General features: G+C 74.9%; 21 protein-coding genes and 2 pseudogenes. 3 read left to right on the top strand and 20 right to left on the bottom strand.

The window, feature by feature from the left end; genetic code table 11:
* Positions 1 to 96 precede the first annotated feature (96 nt).
* A pseudogene (locus tag KZX60_RS11315) lies at positions 97 to 675 on the bottom strand (S9 family peptidase); the annotation flags it as partial.
* A gap of 255 nt (positions 676 to 930) precedes the next feature.
* Positions 931 to 1,365 carry a DUF3806 domain-containing protein gene (locus KZX60_RS11310; protein ID WP_248118447.1) on the bottom strand — a complete coding sequence of 145 codons (435 nt, stop codon included), beginning with the start codon at positions 1,363 to 1,365 and terminating at the stop codon, positions 931 to 933.
* 87 nt (positions 1,366 to 1,452) lie between these two features.
* Between KZX60_RS11310 and KZX60_RS11305 the strand changes: the two genes are divergently transcribed.
* Entirely contained in the window at positions 1,453 to 1,932 is a 480-nt protein-coding gene (locus KZX60_RS11305; RefSeq protein WP_248118445.1) for a low molecular weight protein-tyrosine-phosphatase, read from the top strand.
* 60 nt (positions 1,933 to 1,992) lie between these two features.
* Here the strand turns inward: KZX60_RS11305 and KZX60_RS11300 are convergent, their stop codons facing one another.
* The 16 genes from KZX60_RS11300 to KZX60_RS11225 all read right to left on the bottom strand — a co-directional run bounded on the left by KZX60_RS11300 (position 1,993) and on the right by KZX60_RS11225 (position 17,204).
* On the bottom strand, positions 1,993 to 2,952 hold the full coding sequence (locus tag KZX60_RS11300) for an Abi family protein (RefSeq protein ID WP_248118436.1): 960 nt from the start codon (positions 2,950 to 2,952) through the stop codon (positions 1,993 to 1,995).
* Between the two features lie 133 nt (positions 2,953 to 3,085).
* Positions 3,086 to 4,018 carry a DUF2520 domain-containing protein gene (locus tag KZX60_RS11295; RefSeq protein WP_248118434.1) on the bottom strand — a complete coding sequence of 311 codons (933 nt, stop codon included), beginning with the start codon at positions 4,016 to 4,018 and terminating at the stop codon, positions 3,086 to 3,088.
* A complete protein-coding gene (locus KZX60_RS11290; protein ID WP_248118432.1) occupies positions 4,015 to 5,760 on the bottom strand; it encodes a PH domain-containing protein in 1,746 nt (581 codons plus the stop codon). The genes KZX60_RS11295 and KZX60_RS11290 overlap by 4 nt, the downstream gene beginning before the upstream one ends.
* Positions 5,757 to 6,263: a PH domain-containing protein gene (locus KZX60_RS11285; RefSeq protein WP_248118430.1), complete on the bottom strand. Its 507-nt coding sequence runs from the start codon at positions 6,261 to 6,263 to the stop codon at positions 5,757 to 5,759. The genes KZX60_RS11290 and KZX60_RS11285 overlap by 4 nt, the downstream gene beginning before the upstream one ends.
* The gene (locus KZX60_RS11280) at positions 6,250 to 6,783 is read right to left on the bottom strand and encodes a DUF3180 domain-containing protein (protein ID WP_248118427.1); all 534 of its coding nucleotides are present in this window, start codon (positions 6,781 to 6,783) and stop codon (positions 6,250 to 6,252) included. Before KZX60_RS11280 ends, KZX60_RS11285 begins: the two co-directional genes overlap by 14 nt.
* Positions 6,780 to 7,385: a 2-amino-4-hydroxy-6-hydroxymethyldihydropteridine diphosphokinase gene (gene folK / locus KZX60_RS11275; RefSeq protein ID WP_248118425.1), complete on the bottom strand. Its 606-nt coding sequence runs from the start codon at positions 7,383 to 7,385 to the stop codon at positions 6,780 to 6,782. Before folK ends, KZX60_RS11280 begins: the two co-directional genes overlap by 4 nt.
* A complete protein-coding gene (gene folB, locus KZX60_RS11270) occupies positions 7,382 to 7,780 on the bottom strand; it encodes a dihydroneopterin aldolase (protein WP_248118423.1) in 399 nt (132 codons plus the stop codon). Before folB ends, folK begins: the two co-directional genes overlap by 4 nt.
* Positions 7,777 to 8,673, bottom strand: coding sequence for a dihydropteroate synthase (gene folP, locus KZX60_RS11265; RefSeq protein ID WP_248118421.1), 897 nt, complete (start codon positions 8,671 to 8,673; stop codon positions 7,777 to 7,779). Before folP ends, folB begins: the two co-directional genes overlap by 4 nt.
* A 49-nt stretch (positions 8,674 to 8,722) precedes the next feature.
* Positions 8,723 to 9,343 carry a GTP cyclohydrolase I FolE gene (gene folE / locus KZX60_RS11260; protein WP_248118453.1) on the bottom strand — a complete coding sequence of 207 codons (621 nt, stop codon included), beginning with the start codon at positions 9,341 to 9,343 and terminating at the stop codon, positions 8,723 to 8,725.
* A gap of 32 nt (positions 9,344 to 9,375) precedes the next feature.
* Complete coding sequence (ftsH, locus tag KZX60_RS11255; protein WP_248118419.1) at positions 9,376 to 11,463, bottom strand: ATP-dependent zinc metalloprotease FtsH; 2,088 nt, start codon at positions 11,461 to 11,463, stop codon at positions 9,376 to 9,378.
* Positions 11,464 to 11,640: 177 nt separating this feature from the next.
* Positions 11,641 to 12,192: a hypoxanthine phosphoribosyltransferase gene (gene hpt / locus KZX60_RS11250; RefSeq protein ID WP_248118417.1), complete on the bottom strand. Its 552-nt coding sequence runs from the start codon at positions 12,190 to 12,192 to the stop codon at positions 11,641 to 11,643.
* Positions 12,193 to 12,244: 52 nt separating this feature from the next.
* The gene (gene tilS / locus KZX60_RS11245) at positions 12,245 to 13,516 is read right to left on the bottom strand and encodes a tRNA lysidine(34) synthetase TilS (RefSeq protein WP_248118415.1); all 1,272 of its coding nucleotides are present in this window, start codon (positions 13,514 to 13,516) and stop codon (positions 12,245 to 12,247) included.
* A gap of 13 nt (positions 13,517 to 13,529) precedes the next feature.
* The gene (locus KZX60_RS11240; RefSeq protein WP_248118451.1) at positions 13,530 to 14,726 is read right to left on the bottom strand and encodes a zinc-dependent metalloprotease; all 1,197 of its coding nucleotides are present in this window, start codon (positions 14,724 to 14,726) and stop codon (positions 13,530 to 13,532) included.
* Positions 14,727 to 14,798: 72 nt separating this feature from the next.
* Positions 14,799 to 16,280: a D-alanyl-D-alanine carboxypeptidase/D-alanyl-D-alanine-endopeptidase gene (gene dacB / locus KZX60_RS11235; protein ID WP_248118413.1), complete on the bottom strand. Its 1,482-nt coding sequence runs from the start codon at positions 16,278 to 16,280 to the stop codon at positions 14,799 to 14,801.
* A complete protein-coding gene (locus KZX60_RS11230; protein WP_248118411.1) occupies positions 16,277 to 16,801 on the bottom strand; it encodes a helix-turn-helix domain-containing protein in 525 nt (174 codons plus the stop codon). Before KZX60_RS11230 ends, dacB begins: the two co-directional genes overlap by 4 nt.
* Before the next feature lie 58 nt (positions 16,802 to 16,859).
* Positions 16,860 to 17,204 (bottom strand): hypothetical protein, encoded by a 345-nt coding sequence (locus KZX60_RS11225; protein ID WP_248118409.1) that lies wholly within the window; start codon positions 17,202 to 17,204, stop codon positions 16,860 to 16,862.
* Positions 17,205 to 17,307: 103 nt separating this feature from the next.
* Here KZX60_RS11225 and KZX60_RS11220 point away from each other — a divergent pair, with 103 nt between their 5' ends.
* Both KZX60_RS11220 and KZX60_RS11215 read left to right on the top strand, forming a co-directional pair.
* A complete protein-coding gene (locus KZX60_RS11220; protein ID WP_248118407.1) occupies positions 17,308 to 17,895 on the top strand; it encodes an inorganic diphosphatase in 588 nt (195 codons plus the stop codon).
* Between the two features lie 98 nt (positions 17,896 to 17,993).
* Entirely contained in the window at positions 17,994 to 18,626 is a 633-nt protein-coding gene (locus KZX60_RS11215) for a hypothetical protein (RefSeq protein WP_248118405.1), read from the top strand.
* A gap of 120 nt (positions 18,627 to 18,746) precedes the next feature.
* Here KZX60_RS11215 and KZX60_RS11210 read toward each other — a convergent pair whose 3' ends face one another.
* Positions 18,747 to 19,589 (bottom strand): HAD family hydrolase, encoded by an 843-nt coding sequence (locus KZX60_RS11210; RefSeq protein ID WP_248118403.1) that lies wholly within the window; start codon positions 19,587 to 19,589, stop codon positions 18,747 to 18,749.
* A 162-nt stretch (positions 19,590 to 19,751) separates the two neighbouring features.
* A pseudogene (locus KZX60_RS11205) lies at positions 19,752 to 19,898 on the bottom strand (IS110 family transposase); the annotation flags it as partial.

Here is a 19,898-nt window from a genome sequence, read left to right as displayed (position 1 = left end):
GGCGCGTCACTGATCTTCCTTGCCCAGTCCTTGCTTGCCATCGCCCATACCTCCAGTGATTCCGAGAGGGTGTTGCGACGACCGATTGAATCCACCGCGTACGGGGTAGCCCGTGTGGAGGATCGCGTCCACGCCGGCGTCCTTGCGGGCCTTCGCCAGGCGGGCGTGCTCGGCCTCGGTGCTCGCGCCGCTCAGGCGCTCCGCGGTGACGACGACGGCCTCGCCCTTCGCCGCGCAGGTCACCCCCGAGACGCCGCCCGGGCGGTTGAGCACGACGCGGGCCTCGCCTCCGCGGGCAGGGAGGGCCCAGAGCGCGGCGGCCTTGTCGGCGTCGTCGACGGAGGGGTCAGGGCGCGTGGAGGTGAAGTAGAGGGTGCCGTCCGCGGCGAACGCGGCGCCGGACTCGCCCTCCCGGGAGCGGGTGAGGCGGTGGGCGGGGCGCTCGCCTGCGGGGTCGAGCTCCCACAGTGCGGTGGCGTAGCCGGTGCCCTTGCCGTTGAGGGTGGCGACCGTGGTGACGAGGCGCGTGCCGTCCGGGCTCAGGGTGAGGCCGGAGACGCGGGGCAGTGCGACGAACGCGGAGAGGTCGTGGAAGGGGGTGGGGGCTGAAGCGGGCGTGGGGGCGGCCGAGGTCGTGGGGGAGGCGGCCGGGGACGATGTGTCGGGCGAGGTCATGCCGTCCGTTCTATCCGGGCTGGTGTGACCGGGGCAACACGGGCCCCTCCCCGGGAGGCAGGCGCACACGCCGCTACGCCTTGGGGAAGCGGCGTGTGCGCCTGCCTCCGCGAAGGAGAGTGCCGACGTTCGGGCCGCTGCATCCCGTCCGTCGCGGCACGAACGCAGGGGTCAGCCGCGGTGGCGGTCCGGTGGCGGTTCGGTGGCCGGGTGGCGACCTGAGCGTCCCCCTCAGCCTTCACCGGGCGCCCCGCCTCAGTCCTCGGCGCGGGCCTTCGCGCGGATCTCCTGCAGCTGCGTGCCGAGCCAGTCGACGTACTCGCCCATCCAGCCCGTGGCGCCGTGGTTCCAGCTCTCGCCGACCACGGAGTGCGGGAAGATCACGGCGTCGGAGAGGTGGTCGCGCAGGCCGAGCTCGGAGCCCTCGTCGTCCTTCAGGGTCACCCACTGCATGCCGTGGCGGGCGCCGAGGTGCTCCCCCAGCAGCACCACGACGACGTCGAGGTGCACTCCCAGCTCGTTCGGGTCCACGTCCGCGGCGCCGGCCCGGGCCACGAGACGGTCGTAGTAGGCGCTCACGGCGTCCAGGTCCAGATGGTCCACGCCCTCCTGCGCGGCGAAGTCGCGGCGGGCACTGACCCACTCCTGCTCGGTCTCGGTCAGGGGGGACAGATCGGGCTGCTCGGTCATGGGATCCATCGTGCCAGGCGTTCGGGCGACGACGGCGCCGCCCGCTCGGGCATGGCCCCCCGCCTCGCCCTTTGGGACACTGGCCTCATGCGCATCGTGACGGTCTGCCTGGGCAACATCTGCCGCTCCCCCGCCGCCGAGGCCGTGCTGCGGCGCCGACTCGCGGACGCCGGCCTCGCCGACGACGTCACGGTCACCTCGGCCGGCACCGCCGACGACCACGTGGGCGAACGCCCGCACGAGCTCACGCTCTCCGTCGGCGAGGAGCTCGGCTACGACTTCCCCACCGTGGGCGCCCAGCTGACCGCGGCGGACCTGGAGGAGGCCGACCTCATCCTCGTCATGGACCACGTGAACCTGAAGAACGCCCGCCGCCTCGCCGCCACGGACGCCCAGCGCGCCAAGGTGCGGATGATGGGCGAGTTCGCCTCCGACGTCGACACCGCCGGGGTGCGCGAGGTCCCGGACCCGTGGGGTCAGCCGCGCGAGCGGTTCGAGGAGATGTACCGCCAGATCGAGGACGCGGCCGACGGCGTCGTCGCCGCGATCCGCGACGGCCGCCTCTGACCGACCGCAGGTCCGGACTGATCACCAGTCTCAGGCGTGATTGAGCGCCTCCTGGTCGGCTTATCCGTGCGGCGGAGTTCCGAGAACCCCGCCCGGCGAGTTCCAGCCCGTCTGGAGGCCCATCTCCCCAGGCCCTCCCGGGCGCGTGGGGACGAGTTCCGTCTCCACAAGCCGGCGGATCCGTCCCGCCCACGAAGACCCCGGGGAGAGCGTGCGCAGACATGCGGCGATGACCATCAGCGCGCCGCCGATGCGTTCGCTCTGACCCGACGGCAGGGCCGCCATCCCGGGCAACGACGCCAGCGCCGCGGTGGGCGCGGGGGCAAATGACCGATTCCACACGCGCCCATGGTGAGCGGCGGTGTTGCGCACGATGGACAGCTGCTCGCACCACCGGGCCACGGGGTGGTTCTTCTTGGCCCGCTTGGCGGACCCCGCAGGCAGCGTCGCGAGGTCGAGTTCGAGTCCCAGGTGATCCGCGACGGCCCACTGATCGGCCACCCGCATTCCGTCGACCAGCCTCGAGACGTCCGCGAAGTCCAGCACCTCAAGGACCACCCAGATGGGCATGCGGCCCGCGTAGTGATCCTCGTGGTGCCGGACGAAGACCGTGTGCCGCTTCGCCCGCGCGGCGCGACGGCCCGCGACGGCAAGCCACTCCGCATGGTCGAACGTCGGACGGAAATTCACCGGGTCAAGATGGCCTTCGGCCCCGTACCGGTCGGCCACCACCCGGCTGACCGCCGCCCGAAGGCCGATCTCGACGCGCTCGATCCCGTCGTGGATCAAGGTGCGGAGCTTGCGGTCGAACTCATACAGAGCGACGACGTCCCCGAATGACACTCCCGGCAGGAAGTGGTCGGCCTCAGGCCCGCGGTAGACGAACGCGTACCCACTCAGCCGGTAGTAGCCCACGGTGTTGAGCCAGCGGCGGGCCTCCTCCGGCTCCAGTGCCATGCCCCGCCTTCGCAGGATCTGGATCTGCTCTTCGACGCTCGTCGAGGCCTTCAGCGGCTGCATCGCACCTCCGAGAGAAAGATCCAGCCCACACTCCCGACGCTGAGCGTCGGGAGGCGGGCTGAACTGTTGCGTCCAGAATACCAGGGCCGCCATCGGCCGCGTCTGACCGCCCGGGGCTCAGCGACCCCCGCCCTCAGTCCTCATCCGGCTCCCCCAGCACGTCGAGCACGCGCGCGGCGACGTCGTCCCGCAGCGCCCCGCGCGCGACGGCCCGCTGGGCGGTGGCCCGGGCCAGTGCCTCCCACGTGTCCAGCACGTCGGCGGGCATGCCCTCGGCCACCAGCTCGCGCAGGGTGTCGCGATGGGCGCGCACGGTCTCGACGTCGCCGCGGGCCACCGGGCCGGTCAGGGCGCCGTCGCCGTCGGCCAGGGCGTTCTCGAGCGAGGCGCTCAGGAGCGGGCGCAGCAGCCGCTCGGTGTCCGCCACCCCGATCTGCCGCAGCAGCTGGGCCGCCTGCGCCGTCACGGTGACGAGGTGGTTCGAGCCGTGGCTCAGCGCCGTGTGGTAGACCGCGCGGTCCGCCTCCTTGATCACCACGGGCTCGCCGCCCATCTCCACCGCGAGCGCCTGCGCCACGGGCAGCACGACGGGATCCGCGGTCACGCCGAACACGCAGTCCCGCAGTCGGGCGAGGTCCAGGCTCAGCCCTGTGAAGGTCATGGCCGGGTGGATGGCCAGCGGGATGGCCCCGGCCGCGCGCACGGGGCCCATCACGCCCACGCCGTAGCGGCCCGAGGTGTGCACCAGCAGGTGGCCGGCCTGCACGTGCCCGGCGGCCACGAGCCCGGCCACGAGCTCCCCCAGGACGTCGTCCGGCACCGCGAACAGCACCATCTCGGAGCGCCGCAGGATCTCCGGGACCTCCAGCACGGGCACGTCCGGCAGCAGCGCCTCGGCCCGGGTCCGGGAGGCCTCGGAGACGGCGTGCACGCCCGTGACGGTGTGCCCCGCGTTCCGCAGGGCCGCGCCCAGCACGGCGCCCACCCTCCCTGCGCCGATCACCCCGACGCCGAGCCGCCCGGGCCGCTTCCGCGGGTCCAGGCTCGTGTCCAGTCCGCCGGTCATGCGCTCTCCTCGGGGTCGGTGGGGGCCGGCACGCGCCCGGCGCCCGGCACGACGGCGACGCCCGCCTCCGCCAACGCGCGGCGGCCGACGTCGGTGGCGGCCACCTCGCGGGTGCGCTGGTCGAAGCGCGCGAGCTCCTCCGGGGCCATCCAGTGGTTGCGGTCCGCGAGCCGGCGCGAGACCGCGGCGTAGCGCGATTCCAGCGCGAACAGCGCGAGGGCGTCGGCCTCGTCGAGGTCGGGGATCACGGCCGTGGACCCGGCCAGCGCCACGGACACCGAGGCGATCCGCAGGCGCCGCTGCACGGGGCCCTGCCCGAGGCTCGCGGTCTGCAGGCGCTCGTGCTGGAGCGCCTGGAACGACCGGTTCCAGTACCCCCGGCGCACCACGAGGAGGGTGCGCGTGGTGGTGAAGCCGGAGCGGCGCCACGCGAACCAGTTGAACCACGCCCGGGCCCGGCGGGGGATGTGGCGGAAGCCGCCCTCGGGCCCGGAGCCGTGCAGGCCCAGCCGCAGGAGCTCGGCGGCGGTGAGGCCCTGCGCGGCGCGCGGGTCGCCCTCGAGACCGGGGTCCGGGGCGACCACCGTGAGCACGCGCAGGACGTCCTCCCAGGTCCCCACGGGCAGCGCCGTGCTGCGCTCGCCGCCCGAGTCCTCGCCGTAGCCGGCCACGGACACCTTCACGCGGTACCAGCGGAACGGGCGCCAGAACAGCGACTGGGAGACGGTCACGCCCTGGACGCGCCCCGGCGGGACGGTCTGGGACGTGGTCTCGGTGAGGCCGTGGCGCAGGCGCAGCCCGTCCGCGGAGCGGCGCACCTGGAAGCCCCAGCCGGTGTTGAGCCCCGACCACAGGCCGCCCAGCACGGCGAACGCCATCGGCAGGGCGGAGGCCCCGAGGACGCCGAGCACGGTGATCTCCTCGCCCTCGCTCCAGTCGGCGGGCATCACCCCCAGGAACGTCACGGACAGCAGGGCCCACACGAGGAAGCCGATCGCCACGCCCGCCACGCGCCCGGACAGCAGCACCGAGCCGATGAGCCGCCCCGTCGGCACGGCCAGCATGAGCTCGCCCTCGTCCTGCGTCCGCAGCGCCCGCGGGGGCGCGGTCTGGCCCGCGGCGTCCCCCACGGTCCCGGCCCCGACGTCGGCCCCCTCCCCCGGCGCGACGACGGCCGCGGCCGCGGCCTCGTCCGCCCCGGGGGCGAGGTGCGCGACGCCCGAGGAGCGGTCGAGGATCTCGCGGCGCACCTGTTCGGCCTGCGTGCGCCGGAGGTAGGCGAGCTCCAGAGCCGACTCGCCGCCGTCGGCTGCCTCCACCTTCACGGTGGCGAGGCCCAGGAGGCGGGCCGGGAACGGGTGCTGGAGGTCGACGGCCTGGACGCGGTCGTACTTCATCTGGCGCCGGGAGCGGAAGATCCAGCCCTGGCGCAGCTCGATCTCCTCGGTGCCGAGGCGGAAGCGCGTGAACCGCCAGGAGAAGTAGAACGCGAGGCAGACCAGCGTGAAGACGCCCGCGGCGATCGCCCCGCCGATCAGGAGCGAGCGCGGGTCCACGGGGTCGCCGGAGGCGGTGTGGGACTGGCCGAGCGCCCCGGCCACGGCGTCCTCCACGAGGTCCCGGCCGATGACGAAGACCATCACGAGCAGCCCCGTCCAGCCCTTCACCCAGGGCGAGGCGGGGTGGACGCGGGCCCAGCCGTCGTCGTCGGTGCGGGGTGGCTGGGGAGCGGCGGCGCTCACAGCCCCGCCAGCCGGGCCTGGCCGCGGGCCATGAGGACCTCGCGCAGCTCGTCGCACGTGGCGGCGGGGATGCCTTGGAGCTCGACGTCGGGCCCGGAGGCGGCGGTCTTGAGCGTGAGGGTCTGCAGGCCGTGGCGGCGCAGGAGGGGGCCGTCGGAGGTGTCCACGTACTGCAGTCGTCCGTACGGCACGGCATTGAGGGTGCGGAACAGCACGCCCTCGCGCCACAGCAGGTCGTCCTCGCGCTCTGCCCAGCCCATGGCCCGCACTCGGCGTGGGATGAGGACCAGGTCCGTCACCCAGGAGACGAGCACGAGCGCGGGGAGGCCCCACGCGGCCCAGGTCCAGAAGTCGGGCCACACGCCGAGACGCTGGAGGAGGAGCGGCACGCCGAGGACCGCCAGCCCGATCAGGTGTCCGATCGTGGAGGCGGTCAGCTTCACTGGTGTCAGCTTGGACGAGACGGGCGTGAACACCACCCCGTCCTGGTCAATCCCGGCCACGTGCGTACCCTCCCTCGGTCTCGGGGCGGCCCCGTCGGCCGCCTCCCGGGAGTCCATCCTGCCCGCCCGCGCCGCCGCCGCCATCCTCCTCAGGGGGGATCCTGCACCAGGCCTCCACCACGAGGCCCGCCACGAGCATCACCAGTCCGCCCACGGTCAGCAGGGCAGCGTCCACCACGGTGGGGGCCCGGGTGCCCGTGTGGGAGGCCACCTGCCCCGCGACGCCGGCGTGCCAGCCGGCCAGCGCCGCGCCCGTGAAGCCGACGGCCTGCCCCAGGACCAGCGTGCGCGCCGCGGCCAGCGGGTCCATGCGCTCGGCCACGGGCTTCTCGCGGTCCCGCCGCACGCGCCACGCCAGCGCGAGGACGAGGACGCAGACGGCCGCCGCCGTGATGAGGCCGGTGCGTCCCACGGCCGGAGCGGGCAGGCCCATCGAGGGCGCGGCCAGGGCGGCGAGCCAGCCGAGCACGCCCGCAGCCAGCAGCACGACGGCGGTCCACGCCGAGCGCAGGGAGGTCACGTCGCATCCCTCCCGGCCTGCCCCGGCCCGCCGAGAAGGCGGGCGCGGCGGGGCGCCGCACGGCGGACGCCCCCGGCGTCGGCGGCGCGCTCGGCGAGCTGCGCGACGGGCTCGCCCGCGAGCTCGGCCGCGGGATCGAGCCACAGCCACGGCAGGAGCACGAAGGCCCGCTGCGCGGCCCGCGGGTGCGGGAGGGTGAGGTCCGGGTGGTCGCTGCGCAGCTCGCCGTAGGCGATGAGGTCGACGTCGAGGGTGCGGGCGCCCCAGCGCTCCGAACGGCGGCGGTGGTGTTCCTGTTCGAGCCGGTGCGCCAGGCCGAGGAGCTCCCACGGGGAGAGGCTCGTGCGGATCCGGAGCACCTGGTTGAGGTAGTCCGGCTGTCCGGGCGGGCCGCCCACGGGGGCCGTGACGGCGCGGGGGGACGCCTTCACGTCATGGACGTCGGGGGTGACGGTGATGACGGCGACGGCGTGGTCGAGGGTCTCCCGGACGTCCCCGAGGTTGGCCCCGAGCGCGAGCACGGCCGTCACCGGCTCGTCCGGGCGGGCGGCCAGCTCCGGCGTCGGGGCGGGCCCCTCGGCGGGGTGGGACGTGGGGCTCATCTCCCCTCCTCCCTGCGGCGGAGCACCGTGACGGCCGCGTCGGCGAAGTCGTGCGGGATGGGGGCCTGCGGCTTGTGCACGGTGACCTCCACCGCCTCCACCACGGGCTGCTCCGCGAGGACGGCGGCCGCGATCCGCACGGCCAGCGTCTCGATCAGGTCCACCGGCTCGCCCGTCACGAGCCGGACCACGGTGTCGGCGACCTCGCCGTAGTGGGCGGTGCGGGCGAGGTCGTCCGTGGCGGCGGCAGGGCCGGCGTCGAGGTGGAGCACCACGTCCGTGACGAACGGCTGCCCGTCCCGGCGCTCGTGCTCGAACACGCCGTGCCGGCCCACGGCCGTGAGGCCGGTCAGGCGGATGCGGTCCGGGGCGGTGCCGCGCCCGGCCGCGCTCACGCCGGCACCTCGGCCGAGAGGGATCTCCCCAGCCACGAGGCACCGCGCCACGCCGCGGCGGCGCGCACCGCGGCCGCGCTGGAGGGGACGTCGTGCACGCGGACGGCCCACACGCCGTGGAAGGCGGAGAGCGCGCTGACCGCGGCGGTGGCGGCGTCCCGCTCGGTCGGCTCCGGGGCCGCGCCGTCCGCGTCCTCCAGGAGCGAGCCCAGGAAGCGCTTGCGGGAGGCGGCCACCAGCACGGGGTGGCCCATCGCCTGCAGCCACTCGAGGCCGCGCAGCAGCTCCCAGTTCTGCTCGCCGGCCTTCGCGAAGCCGAGCCCCGGGTCCAGGATCAGCTGCTCGCGCTCCACGCCCGCCGCCATGAAGCGCTCCGCCACGGCGCGCAGCTCGCACACCACGTCCGGCACGGTGTCCGCGTACTCCGCCAGTCCGTCCATGGCCTGGGGCTTGCCGCGGTTGTGCATGAGCACGTACGGCGCGCCCGTCTCGGCGATGAGCTCGGGCATGTCCGGCTCGTGGACGAGGCCGGAGACGTCGTTGACGATCACGGGGCCCAGCTCGAGGGCGGCCCGCGCGGTGGCCGTGTGCATCGTGTCCACGGAGACCACGGCCCCGTCGGCCAGCAGCGCCTCGACGACCGGGAGGATCCGCTCCTGCTCCTGCTGCGGGGGCACGGCCTGCGCGCCCGGGCGCGTGGACTCGCCGCCGACGTCGATGATGTCCGCCCCCTCGGCGAGCATCCACCGCGCGTGGGCGAGGGCGGGGCCGACGGCGTCGTGGGCGCCGCCGTCGGAGAACGAGTCCGGGGTGACGTTCAGGATGCCCATCACCAGGGTGCGGTCCGCGGGCAGGGCGCCCAGCAGGGCCCGGTTGGCCTCACGCGTGCTCACTGTGTCCTCCTCGTTCGGGGGCGGCGCCCGCGGGTGCGCCCGACGTCGCTCAGCCGTGCATGATGAGGCTCATGGCCTCGGCCCGCGTGGACGGGTCCCGCAGCTGCCCGCGCACCGCCGAGGTGACGGTCTTCGCGCCCGGCTTGCGCACCCCCCGCATGGACATGCACAGGTGCTCGGCCTCGACCACCACGATCGCACCCTTCGGCGCCAGGTGCTCCATGAGGGCCTCCACCACCTGCGTGGTGAGCCGCTCCTGCACCTGCGGGCGGCGGGCGTAGAGCTCCACGAGCCGGGCGAGCTTGGACAGCCCCGTCACCCGCCCCTCGGCGGAGGGGATGTAGCCGATGTGCGCCACGCCGTGGAAGGGGACCAGGTGGTGCTCGCACGTGGAGTAGAAGGGGATGTCCTTCACCAGCACGAGCTCCTCGTGCGCGATGTCGAACGTGGTGCCCAGCACCTGCTCGGGGCTCTGGTGCAGGCCCGCGAAGAACTCCGCGTACGCCTTGGCCACGCGCTTCGGGGTGTCCTGCAGCCCCTCGCGGTCCGGGTCCTCGCCGATCGCCTCGAGGATCTCCCGGACGGCCCGCTCGATGCGCGGCCGGTCCACGGCGGTCGAGCGCGGGTCGAACGTGCCGGGCACGCCCGGGAACGCGTCGTCCTCGCCCATCGGGCCGTCGTCGTGCAGGAGCAGGTCCGGGTTCACCACGTCGGCCCCTTCCCGGGGCCGGGCGCGTTGCCCGGGCCGGTGGCCGGCGGCGTGCCGCCGGGGGCGTCTCCGCCCAGCGACGACGGCGGCGCGCCCTCGGGAGCGACCGGCACCGTGCTGTTCGAGGTGCCGACGGGCGCCTGCTCCTCCGCGTCGCGGCGCGAGCGGCGCTCGACCGGGGACAGGACCGGCGGCACGTCGTGGGGGAGGCGCTCGTCGGCCGCGAGCCAGAGCTCCCGCTCCGGACGCTTGCGCACGTCCGCGAAGATCTCGGCGATCTCCTCCTGGTTGAGGGTCTCCCGCTCGAGGAGCTCGTAGGCGAGCCGGTCGAGGATGTCACGGTTCTCGGTGAGCACCCAGTGGGCGTCGGCGTGCGCACCGTCGAGGAGGGCGCGGACCTCGGCGTCCACGAGGGAGGCCAGCTCGTCGGAGTACTCGCGGGACGAGCTGCCGGAGCCCCCGCCCACGAACGGCTCGGAGTCCCCCGTGCCGAGCTTCACGGCGCCCACGCGGGAGCTCATGCCGTACTCGGTGACCATCTTGCGCGCCGTCTCGGTGGCCTTCTGGATGTCGTTGGCCGCGCCGGTGGAGGGGTCCTTGAAGACGACCTCCTCGGCCACGCGGCCGCCCATCGCGTAGGCCAGCTGGTCGAGCAGCTCGTTGCGCGTGACCGAGTACTTGTCGCTCTCCGGCACCACCATCGTGTAGCCCAGGGCGCGGCCGCGCGGCAGGATCGTGATCTTGGTGACGGGGGCAGAGTTGCGCAGGCCGGCCGCCACGAGCGCGTGGCCGCCCTCGTGGTAGGCCGTGACCTTGCGCTCGTGCTCGTTCATGAGGCGCGTGCGCTTCTGCGGGCCCGCCATCACGCGGTCCACGGCCTCGTCCAGGGCCTTGTCGTCGATCACGTTGTTGTTCGAGCGGGCCGTGAGCAGCGCCGCCTCGTTGATGACGTTCGCCAGGTCCGCGCCCGTGTAGCCCGGGGTGCGCTTGGCCAGGGAGCGCAGGTCCACGTCCATGGCGATCGGCTTGCCCTGCGCGTGGACCTCGAGGATCTTCGCGCGGCCCTCCAGGTCAGGGGCCTCCACGGGGATCTGCCGGTCGAAGCGGCCGGGGCGCAGCAGCGCCGGGTCCAGGACGTCCGGGCGGTTGGTGGCTGCGATCATGATGACGTTGGTGGAGGCGTCGAAGCCGTCCATCTCCACGAGCATCTGGTTCAGGGTCTGCTCGCGCTCGTCGTTGCCGCCGCCGATGCCCGCGCCGCGGTGCCGGCCGACGGCGTCGATCTCGTCCACGAAGATGATGGCCGGCGCGTTGTTCTTGGCCTGCTCGAAGAGGTCGCGCACGCGGGAGGCGCCCACGCCCACGAACATCTCCACGAAGTCCGAGCCGGAGATCGAGTAGAAGGGCACCCCGGCCTCGCCGGCCACGGCCTTGGCGAGCAGGGTCTTGCCCGTGCCGGGAGGGCCGTAGAGCAGCACGCCCTTGGGGATCTTGGCGCCCACCGCGTGGAAGCGGTCCGGGACGGTGAGGAACTCCTTGATCTCCTCGAGCTCCTCCACGGCCTCGTCCGCGCCGGCGACGTCCTTGAACAGGACGTCCGGGTTGTCCTTGTTGATGAGCTTCGCGCGGGACTTGCCGAACTGCATGACCTTGCCGCCGCCGCCCTGCATGCGGGAGAGGAGGAACCAGAAGAACAGGGAGATCAGCAGGAACGGGACCATGAGGCCCAGCAGCGAGGTGAGCCAGTTGCTGCGCACCGGCTCGTCCGTGTAGCCGTCCAGCGCGGACTGGTCCACGGCCGCGACGACGTCGTCCGCGCGCGCCGCGGAGAAGTGGAAGTAGACGTCCTTGCCGAGGTCCCGGCCGTCCTGCTCGTAGGGCTCACGGAGGGAGAGGTCCACGCGCTGGTCGCCGTCGACCACGCGGGCCTCCACGGCCCTGTCGTCCTTCAGCATGGACATGCCCACGTTGGTGTCCACCATCGCGCGGCCGCCCTGGCTCGTGGCCAGCGGGATGGCCATCCCCAGCACGAGGAGCCCGAGCAGGATCCAGACGTAGGGCTTGTTGAACAGCTTCTTCACGGTCCGTCTGTCTCCTGGTCTGCCATGTCCCGGCGGGACGCGGGCCGGGTGCACGGAGGCGCGGCCCGGGCCTTGGGTCACTGCACCACGGTACCGGGCGGGCGGAGCGGCGCGGGGACGGGCCGCGGGGAGTTCGCCGCCGGTGGACAGCCCCCTCTCCCCCGCGGGCGGCGGGGGTCAGCTGTAGACGTGCGGGGCCAGCGTGCCGACGAAGTCCAGGTTGCGGTACTTCTCGGCGTAGTCGAGGCCGTAGCCCACCACGAACTCGTTGGGGATGTCGCGGCCGACGTACTTCACGTCGATCTCCACCTTCATCGCGTCCGGCTTGCGCAGCAGCGCGCAGATCTCCACCGACTCCGGGCCGCGGGACTCGAGGTTCGCCTTGAGCCAGGAGAGGGTCAGCCCCGAGTCGATGATGTCCTCCACGATCAGCACGTGGCGGCCGGTCAGGTCCGCGTCGAGGTCCTTGAGGATCCGCACCACGCCGGAGGACTTGGTGCCGGAGCCGTAGGAGGACACGGCCATGAAGTCCATCTCGACGTGCGAGTGCAGGGCCCGGGTGAGGTCGGCGACCACCATCACGGCGCCCTTGAGCACGGCCACGATCAGGAGGTCCTTGGACTCGTAGTCGCGGTCGATCTGCGCGGCGAGGTCCGTGATGGTGTCCTGGACGTCCTCCTTGCTCATGAGGACGTGGGTGAGGTCTTTCCGGACATCCTGTGCGTCCATGCGGGTGCCGCTCCTGGGTGCTCGTGCGGGTGGGGCCGGCGCCGGGTCGCGGTCAGCAGCCGGGGCGTCGGGGGATGAGGACCAGTCTGGCACACGGGCCCCCACCGTCGGCCTGCCCGGAGGACTCCGCGACGCACGTCACTCCGGGCCCCTCCCGGACCGCACGCACGCCGCCGGCCAGCTCCACGGGACCGGCCGACGTGCCGCCCCGGCGGGCCCCCGTGACGAGGGTCTCCACGGCGAGCACCCGTTCCCGAGAGAGGTCCTCCGCCCCCGCCCGGCGGGCGGCGCGGACGATCACCCGGCGGCGCACCGCCGGCGGCAGGGCGGCCAGCCCGTCCAGATCGAGCGCCACCACGACGCCGGGCGCCTCCCCCACGGGGCGCCCCGCCTCGGCCGCGGGGTCCGGAGCATCCGCACCGGCACGCGCGTCCCCCAGGAGCAGGCCCGCGAATTCCCGACCGGCCCACGCGTCGAGGGCGTCGGCGTCCTCGGCGGCCAGGGCGGCGGTGCGCGTGAGGGCGTCGCGCACGCCGGGGCCGAGGCCGGCGTCGGGGTCCTCGAGGGCCGGCAGGACGCGGGTGCGGATCCGCGAGCGCAGCAGGGCCGGGGCCCGGTTGTGGGGGTCCTCGAACCAGGCGATCCCGGCCCACCGGCAGATCGCCTCGGTGTCCGCCCGGGTGAGGCCGAGCAGGGGCCGGGCCACGGGGATGCCGCCGGGCAGGGTCCCGCGCGTCGGGATCCCCGCGAGCGACCGGGTGCCGGATCCCCGGGCGAGGCCGAGGAGCACCTGCTCGGCCTGGTCGTCGGCGGTGTGGGCGGTGAGCACGAGGGCGAGGGCGTCGGCGGACGCGGTCTCGGCGGCGCGGGCCAGAGCCTCCCGACGCGCGGTGCGGGCCGCGGCCTCGGGGCCGTCCCCCGCGGGGACCACCCGCACGGGCGTCACGGTGACGGGGTCCAGGCCGAGGCCGCGGGCGACCTGCGCGGCGGCCGCCGCGACCGCCGCGCTGCCGTCCTGCAGCCCGTGGTCCACCACGACGGCGCCCACCGGACCCAGCGGCCGCCCGGCGCGCGTCGCCGTCAGCACGGCGCAGGCCACCGCGAGGGCCAGGGAGTCCGCCCCGCCGGACAGCGCCACGAGTGCCCGGGGGGCCTGCGCGCCCTCCTCGGCCCGCGCCCGAGACGACCCGCGCCCACCGGTCGCGCCGCCGTCGGCGTCCGGTCCGAGGACCGTCCGCACCGCGGCCACGGCGCGGTGGAGGGCCCCCGGCCAGCGGGCGCGCCGCGGCCACGGGGTGACCGCGTCCAGGGCGGGGAGCGTCACCGGAGCGGACCCGTCAGGCCTCGGCGCGGATCCGCGCCACCCACGTCTCGGGCGCGTGGATCTCCGCCTCGCTCGGCAGCAGCTCCGGGGCGTGCCACACCACGTTGAACCCGTCCATGCCGATCTCCCCGACCACGGCGTCCACGAATCGCTGGCCGTCCCGGTACTGGGCCATCTTGGCGTCCATCCCGAGGATCCGGCGGATCGCCCGGTCCACCGCGGAGCGGCGGTCCCCGCGCTCGTCGAAGCGGCGGCGGATGGTCTTGACGGAGGACACGACGGAGGAGTCCACGGCGTCCATGACGACGTTCGCGTGGCCCTCGAGCAGGGACATCACGGCGGTCACGCGGGACAGGCGCTCCCGGTCCTCCTCGTCCTGGAACGCGCCGAGCAGGCCCAGGCTCGGCCGGCCCGACGTCACAGCCGGGCCCGCCTCCCCGCCGGCGTGGCTCGCGACGCCGCCGCCCCGACCCCGCACGGACCCCGCCAGGGGGTTCGCGGCGGCCAGGGCGGAGCGCAGCCGCTCGGGCAGGGACTCGGCCTTGTCGAACAGCCCGCCGGTGAGCCCGGTGATCTCCGACCGCAGGTGCCCGCGCAGCCACGGGGCGGCGGCGAACTGGACCCGATGGGTCTGCTCGTGCAGGCACACCCAGAGCCGGAAGTCGGCGGGGTCCACGTGGATCTCGCGGCGCACCTGCACCACGTTCGGCGCCACGAGCATCAGGCGGCCGCCCGCGGGGCCGGCGGGGACGCCGTCGGGCCCCGGGAGGGCGCTGAACGGGTCGTACTGGCCGAGCACCTTGGCGGAGAGCCACGCGAGGATGCCGCCCATCTCCAGGGCGGTGGCGCGCGTCGCGACGGGCGTGGTGGCGGCCTCGTACTCAGCCGGGCGCGTGGCCTGCAGGTGTGCGAACGTGGGGCCCAGAAGCGCCGCGAAGGACTGCGTGTTCGCGCGGGACCACGTGGGGCGGTCCACCACGAGCACCTGGGAGTCGAGCAGGTCCCGGGCCGCCTCGAGTCCGGTCAGCCGGTGGACGTGCGGCACGGAGGCCGCCGCGGCCGCACGGAGGCCCTCGGCCTCCCCGCGCGCCTCCCGCGCGGAGGTGCGCGGCCCGGCCACGGTGAGGGCCTCGGCCGTGCGGGCGGCGAACGCCCAGTCCACGGGGTGCACGGCGGGTGCGGCCGGGCCGGCGGTGGGGCCGCCGGACATGCGGGGCTGGTCTGCGCTCATGCGGCCCATCCCATCACAGGCGCCGGACACGGGACCGGGTCCGGTGCCCGCTCACAGGGCGGCGACCGCGGCCACCGCCTCGTCGATCGCCGCCCGCGCCGGCTCGATCTGCCAGTCGACCTCGGAGCACACCACGCTGAACGCGAGCACCCGCCCCGACGTCGTGGTGACGGTGCCGGTGAGGGAGACCGTCTGGTCGAGGGTGCCGGTCTTGGCGGCCACGGCGCCACGTGCGGGCGGGGACGGGAAGCGCTCGCCCAGCGTGGAGTCCTCGCCGGGGCGCGGCAGCGCGTCCAGCACCCCGTCCTGGGCCGGCTCCGCCGACAGCCCCGTCACCACCTCCACGAGCTGCTCCGGGCTCACCCGGTTGGCGGCGGCGAGGCCGGAGGCGTCCACGACGTCCATGCCCGCCGTGTCCACGCCCAGCGCCGCGACCCGACGCTCGAGGAGTGCGGCGGCGCCGTCGTGGGTGGCGGGGAGCCCGGCCGCCGCGGCCGCGGTGTGCGCGAGGGCCTCGGCCACCTGGTTCTCCGAGTGCATGAGCATGTGCTCGACCTGCGCGCGGACGGGAGCGGACGTCACCTCCGCCACGGACGCGGCCGCGCGCACCTCCTCGCGGGGCGCCTGCGTCGCGGGGACCTCCTCCCGCACGGCCACCTCGACGCCGCCCTCGCCCGCCTCCGCCGCGTCCTCCGCGAGGGCGGCGAGCTCGGCCTGGAAGGTGCGGGCGGCGGACGCGGCCGGGTCCGCCAGCCGGTCCTGTCCGGTCCCCGGCGTGGCCCGCCCGCCGTAGGTGGCCAGCGGCTGGACAGGGGCGATGTTGCCGCTCTCCACCATCCCCGTGGACCACGCCGGGTTGAGCGGGGCCTCGTCCTGGAACAGGCGCAGGTCCGTGCTCACCACCACCCGGCCGGTGACGCCGCGCTCGTCCAGCCCGGCCAGGGTCCGCTCCGCGAGGGTGCGCAGGCCGGCGCGGCCCGCCACGCTCGAAGGGTCCGAGGCCCCCGTGCCGAGCAGGACGTCGCCGCCGCCGACGAGCACCAGTTCCGTGGCTCCGCCGTCCGCCGCCGGACGGGCGACCACGCGGGTGGTGAGAGCGGCGTCCGGGCCGAGCGCGTCCACGGCGGCCGCGGCCGTCAGGAGCTTCATGGCCGACGCCGGCGCGACCGGCTCGTCCGCGCGCCGGGAGAACAGCACCCGCCCCGTGGCGAGGTCACGGAACTCCGCGGACGCCACCCCCGGGGCAGCCGCCAGCCCCGACTCGACCGCGTCCGCCACCGCGGCGGCCGAGGGCACCTCCCCCGGGGCCGAGGTCGAGGCCCGCGGCGTCGGGGAGGGGGACGGCGTCGTCGTCGGGGAGGGGGACGGGGCGGGGGACGGGGCGGGGGCGGACCAGACCGCCGAGGGGGCGGGCCCCGAGGCCAGTCGCGGGAGCAGGAAGTCCCGGGCCAGCATGCCGAGCAGGGTGGCCACGGCCAGCGCCAGCAGCACGCAGAGGACGACGATCGTGCGATCGGAGCGGCGGTCGGTCACGACGCCACCGGGGTGGCGTCGCCCGCGGCGACGGACCGGGCCGCGGAGAAGAGGGCGACGAGCTCGTCCGCGCCGCTGCGGCGCGCGGCCTCGAGCACCGCGTCCCACTGCGCCGCGCTCGCCCGGTGGTGATGGGCCGCGGCGAAGGCGTCGGGTCCGGCGTCATCGAGGCGCGCGTCCGACGTCGCCGCCGCACCGTCACCGGTGACCGCACGCACGCGCGTGGTCAGCACGGGGTCCGACGCGCGGACCTCCTCCAGCACGGCGGCGCGGTCGCCCTCTCCCATGCGCTCCTCGAGCATGACGAGGCGCGCGTAGACGGCGGGGTTGCCGATCTTGATCCGCTGCCCGGAGCCGAGCTGGGAGAGCATCGGCGCGGACAGGCCGAGGACCCCGGCCAGGGCCCGCTGGCTGACCCCGTACGCCTCACGCAGGACGCCGAACCGCTCGCCCAGCGGCTGCCCGTACAGCGCGCGCTGCTGGTCGAGGTTGTCCTGGAGGTCGTGATCGGTGAGGGCCATGCCGACCATGATGACGGACCCGCGGTTGCAGGTGCAAAGCCGCCGCGGCGTGCCGGCGTCAGTCCGCGACCTCGGTCCACGTGGACGCGCCGTCCCCCCACGTGCACACGAGGCGGCGGCCGTCCACGCCGCGCACCTGCGTGCCGTGCTCCGCCGCGAGGCAGCCGTCCCCGAGGCGCACGGAGCTGGTGATCCGGGGGGAGCCGGCGGAGGAGGGAGTCGCGGGCCCGGCCGGCCCCTCGGCGGAGGACTCCGCCGTCGGCGGGGGCGCGGGGGCGGTCGTGGCGGACCCCTCGCCCACCTCTCCGCCCCGTCCTCCCAGGAGCAGTGCCAGTGCGGTCGCCACGGCCTGGAGCCCCAGGACGATCAGCGCCCACGCCCAGCCGCGAGTGCCCTGCCTCACGCGCCCCTCCGGCGCAGTGGCGGGGCGCGGCGGTAGGCTGACCCCAGCACTGCCGGGCGGCGCGCCCGCCGTCCGGGAATCGCCCCTGTCTGAAGGAGAAGCCATGGCGCACGACGTCACCATCGAGATCCCCGCGGGCTCCCGCGTGAAGTACGAGTTCGACCACGAGACCGGCCGCCTGCGCCTGGATCGCGTGCTGTTCACCTCGATGCAGTACCCCACGCACTACGGCTACTTCGAGAACACCCTCGGCGAGGACGGCGACCCGCTGGACGCCCTCGTGTTCCTGCCGGGCTTCGACCTGGTGCCCGGCTGCATCGTGGAGGCCCGTCCGGTCGGCGTGTTCAACATGACCGACGACGGCGGCGGCGACGCCAAGCTGCTGTGCGTCCCCGCAGACAAGCGGTTCGACCACATCGTGGAGCTCGAGGACGTCGAGGAGTCCCTCAAGCAGGAGATCGAGCACTTCTTCACCCGCTACAAGGACCTCGAGCCGGGCAAGTGGGTCAAGGCCGAGGGCTGGCAGGGCCGCGCGGACGCCGAGAAGGAGCTCGAAGCCTCCATCGAGCGCTTCGCCGCCGCCGGTGAGCACTCCCCGTCCGACGAGCCGCAGGGCCGCGACGTGGACACCGCGGAGGCCGAGCCGGCCACCGAGGAGGGCTCCGAGACCGACGTGCCGCAGGGCCGCTGACCCCCGGACCACCCCCGGCGCGTCCCGCGCCACGCACGACGGCGGCCGCTCACCCATCCGGGTGGGCGGCCGCCGTCTGCGCTGGCACAATCGAGCGCATGCTCGTGCTCACCCTCAACCAGCGGGACACCCCCGACGCCGGCGATCGCGTGGACGCCTTCCTGCGCAGCCTGGACGCAGTGCCCGGGCTCGAGGCGGCGGCGGCGCTGCCCTTCCAGCGTTCCGTGGGCGACGAGCTGATCGGCGCGGTCGAGGACCCTGCCCTCGCCGTGGACGTGGCGCTGCGCGCGCTGCGGGAGCGGCGCTGGAACGTGGGGGTCGGCGTCGGGGGCGTGATGCACGCGGACGGGACGCCGGGCCTGCCGGAGTCCGGGGACGTCCACGACGCCGGCGGGCCGGCGCTCTCCGCCGCGCGCCGCGCCGTGGAGGCGGCCGCCCTCTCCACCGCGCGCATCCCGCTGGCCGTGCGGGGCCGGGACGAGACGGCCGCGGCGGAGGCCGAGGCGGTGCTCAAACTGGTGGGCCAGCTCGTGTGGACACGCACCGAGGCGGAGTGGGCCGTGCTGGACCTGCTCGTCCCCGGCGTGCGCGGCCAGCAGAGGCCCGCCGCCGAAGCACTGGGGATCACGGTGCAGGCGGTGTCCCAGGCGACGCAGCGCGCGTTCTGGAACGAGGAGCACGCCTGCCGGCCGGCTGCCGCGCGGCTGCTGGGCCTCGTCGATGCCGCCTGAGACAGCCCTCCCCCTGCAGCCCACCGGCGCCCGACTCCCCGCTGACGGCTGACCCCTGCGTTCCAGCCGCCGCGCCAGCCGGGTAGCGGCGGGAGCATCAGGGTCAGCGCCGGTGGGCCGTCAGACGGCCGCCGGCTCCTGCACGCGCACGCCCGCGGGGCGGTCGGCCTCCGGGACGAGCGACCACAGCACGTCCGCGAGGCCGTGGTCGTCCACCCCGCCGGTCACCTCGTCCGCGGCCTCCTTGACCTCGCGCACGGCCTGGCCCATGGCCACGCCGCGGCCGGCCCAGCGCAGCATCTCGAGGTCGTTGCGGCCGTCCCCGACCGCCACGGTGTCCTCGATGCCCACGTGGAGCACGGTGCGCAGCCCCTCCAGCGCCGAGGCCTTCGTGACGCCCGCCGCGGCGACGTCCAGCCACGCCGTCCAGCCCACGGAGTACGTCACGCCGGAGAGGCCGATGCCCTCCACCGCGCGCCCGAACTCCTCAGCCGAGGAGTCCGTCGAGAACACCACGAGGCGCACGGCGGTGGCGTCCATGAGCGCGTCGAACGTGGTGCCCGTGGCGTCCACGCCGAAGGAGGCGTCCTGGAAGCGCTCGGTGGAGAGGAACCGGCCGTCCGGGACCTCCACGGCGTACTTCGCGCTGGGCAGGCGGCGGCGCAGCTGCGTGAGCACGGAGCGCGGCTCGAACGTGCGGCAGTCCGTCACCTCGTAGCCGTCCTCCAGGCCGCGGTCCAGGCGCAGGGTGATGCCGCCGTTCGAGCAGACCATGTAGCCGGCGTCGATCCCGAGGGACTCCCCCACCGGCAGCGTGGCCCCGCGGGAGCGCCCCGTGGCGATCACGACGTGGTGGCCCGCCGCGACGACGGCCTTGACGGCCTCACGCACGGGCTCATGCAGGTGCCCGTCGTGGTCCACGATCGTTCCGTCCACATCCAGGCATACGAGCTTCTTGGTCATGGCCCCACCCAACCACACGGCCCGGACGGGACAGCGACGCGCGGGTGAACAGCCGGGACGCCCCCTCACCCCCGAACGAGGTGTCACGAAGTGTGGGTATGCGGCCGCCATACCCACACTTCGTGACACCTCGTTCCCCGGGGGGTGCCTCTATGGTTTTCGTCAAGCCGCGAGAGCGACTGATGATGGTGCTGGCGGGGCGGTCGGATCTTGATACAGGGTGCCATCGCGGAGCATCGCGTAAAGCACGTCGGTGCGGCGCCGGGCCAGCGCAATCAGCGCCTGGTTGTGGCGTTTGCCCTGGGCTCG

The organism is Micrococcus sp. EYE_212 (assembly GCF_023147585.1).
GTDB lineage: Bacteria > Actinomycetota > Actinomycetes > Actinomycetales > Micrococcaceae > Micrococcus.
This window is presented reverse-complemented; position numbering and strand designations above follow the sequence as displayed.

Excerpts from the sequence above, each read along its gene's own strand:
- KZX60_RS11310 (WP_248118447.1), bottom strand. The coding sequence starts at position 1,365 with ATGACCGAGCAGCCCGATCTGTCCCCCCTGACCGAGACCGAGCAGGAG.
- KZX60_RS11305 (WP_248118445.1), top strand. The coding sequence starts at position 1,453 with ATGCGCATCGTGACGGTCTGCCTGGGCAACATCTGCCGCTCCCCCGCC.
- KZX60_RS11300 (WP_248118436.1), bottom strand. The coding sequence starts at position 2,952 with ATGCAGCCGCTGAAGGCCTCGACGAGCGTCGAAGAGCAGATCCAGATC.
- KZX60_RS11295 (WP_248118434.1), bottom strand. The coding sequence starts at position 4,018 with ATGACCGGCGGACTGGACACGAGCCTGGACCCGCGGAAGCGGCCCGGG.
- folK (WP_248118425.1), bottom strand. The coding sequence starts at position 7,385 with ATGAGCCCCACGTCCCACCCCGCCGAGGGGCCCGCCCCGACGCCGGAG.
- folE (WP_248118453.1), bottom strand. The coding sequence starts at position 9,343 with ATGGGCGAGGACGACGCGTTCCCGGGCGTGCCCGGCACGTTCGACCCG.
- hpt (WP_248118417.1), bottom strand. The coding sequence starts at position 12,192 with ATGGACGCACAGGATGTCCGGAAAGACCTCACCCACGTCCTCATGAGC.
- KZX60_RS11240 (WP_248118451.1), bottom strand. The coding sequence starts at position 14,726 with ATGTCCGGCGGCCCCACCGCCGGCCCGGCCGCACCCGCCGTGCACCCC.
- KZX60_RS11230 (WP_248118411.1), bottom strand. The coding sequence starts at position 16,801 with ATGGCCCTCACCGATCACGACCTCCAGGACAACCTCGACCAGCAGCGC.
- KZX60_RS11220 (WP_248118407.1), top strand. The coding sequence starts at position 17,308 with ATGGCGCACGACGTCACCATCGAGATCCCCGCGGGCTCCCGCGTGAAG.
- KZX60_RS11215 (WP_248118405.1), top strand. The coding sequence starts at position 17,994 with ATGCTCGTGCTCACCCTCAACCAGCGGGACACCCCCGACGCCGGCGAT.
- KZX60_RS11210 (WP_248118403.1), bottom strand. The coding sequence starts at position 19,589 with ATGACCAAGAAGCTCGTATGCCTGGATGTGGACGGAACGATCGTGGAC.